The 911-nt window shown below is 57.4% G+C and carries 1 protein-coding gene; it reads left to right on the plus strand.

The genetic code is table 11. The features are described 5' to 3' along the window. A partial coding sequence (locus PPA02S_RS23135) for an immunoglobulin-like domain-containing protein (protein ID WP_042141874.1) occupies positions 1 to 911 on the plus strand: 911 nt, incomplete at both ends.

A 911-nucleotide genomic window follows, 5' to 3' on the forward strand; every position in this document is an offset into this window, starting at 1 on the left:
AGGTCACCATCTCGGCTGATCAAACTTCGGTTGCCGAGAACGTCAAGCCGACCTTCACCGTCCACGTGAACACTGCGTTGGCACATGACTTGGTTGTGACCCTGAGCAACAACGTCCAGGTCACCATCAAGGCTGGCGACACCAGTGTTCAGTACACCCATGACGCACAAGGCGACGACGTTTATAAAGACTCGGGCGACATCAGCCTGGGTATCAAGTCGGCTGTGGATATCGACGGCCGTACCTTCGAGAACTTGCAGCTCGGTGGCGATGCGTCGGTAAAAGTCACTGACACCATCGACGAAGTGGTAGCGAAACTCACCGCCAGCGACTCGGTCAGCGAAGGCGGACAGATCACCTACACCGTAACCCTCACCAACAAAGATGGCTTGCCGATCAACAGCCACGCCGAACTGTATTTCCATCTTAAAGACGGCACTACAGTCGTGGTTCCGGCAAACAGCACCGTGGGTTCGGCAACCGCGACAGCGCCGGATAACGTGTATGTCGGCGCTAACCCGCCAGTGCAGAACGCCATCGAATCGGTAAGCGGTGCGGATGTCTGGAAGTTTGAACAACTGACGCTCGACAAGACGCCGGTCAGCACTACCGTCACTGACGAACCAGGCTCGGGCACTCCGGGCACCGGTAACCAGGGCGATCTGGTGCAGGTGACCATTACCGCTGACCAGACTTCGGTCGCGGAAAACATCAAACCAACCTTCACCGTCCATGTGAACACTGCACTGGCTCATGACCTGGTCGTGACCCTGAGCAACAACGCTCAGGTCACCATCAAGGCTGGCCAGACCAGCGTGTCGTACGAGCACGCTGCGCAGGGCGATGACGTTTACAAAGACTCCGGCGACATTACGCTGGGCATCAAGTCCGCTGTAGACATCGATGGCCGC

The organism is Pseudomonas parafulva NBRC 16636 = DSM 17004 (assembly GCF_000730645.1).
Classification (GTDB): Bacteria; Pseudomonadota; Gammaproteobacteria; order Pseudomonadales; family Pseudomonadaceae; genus Aquipseudomonas; species Aquipseudomonas parafulva.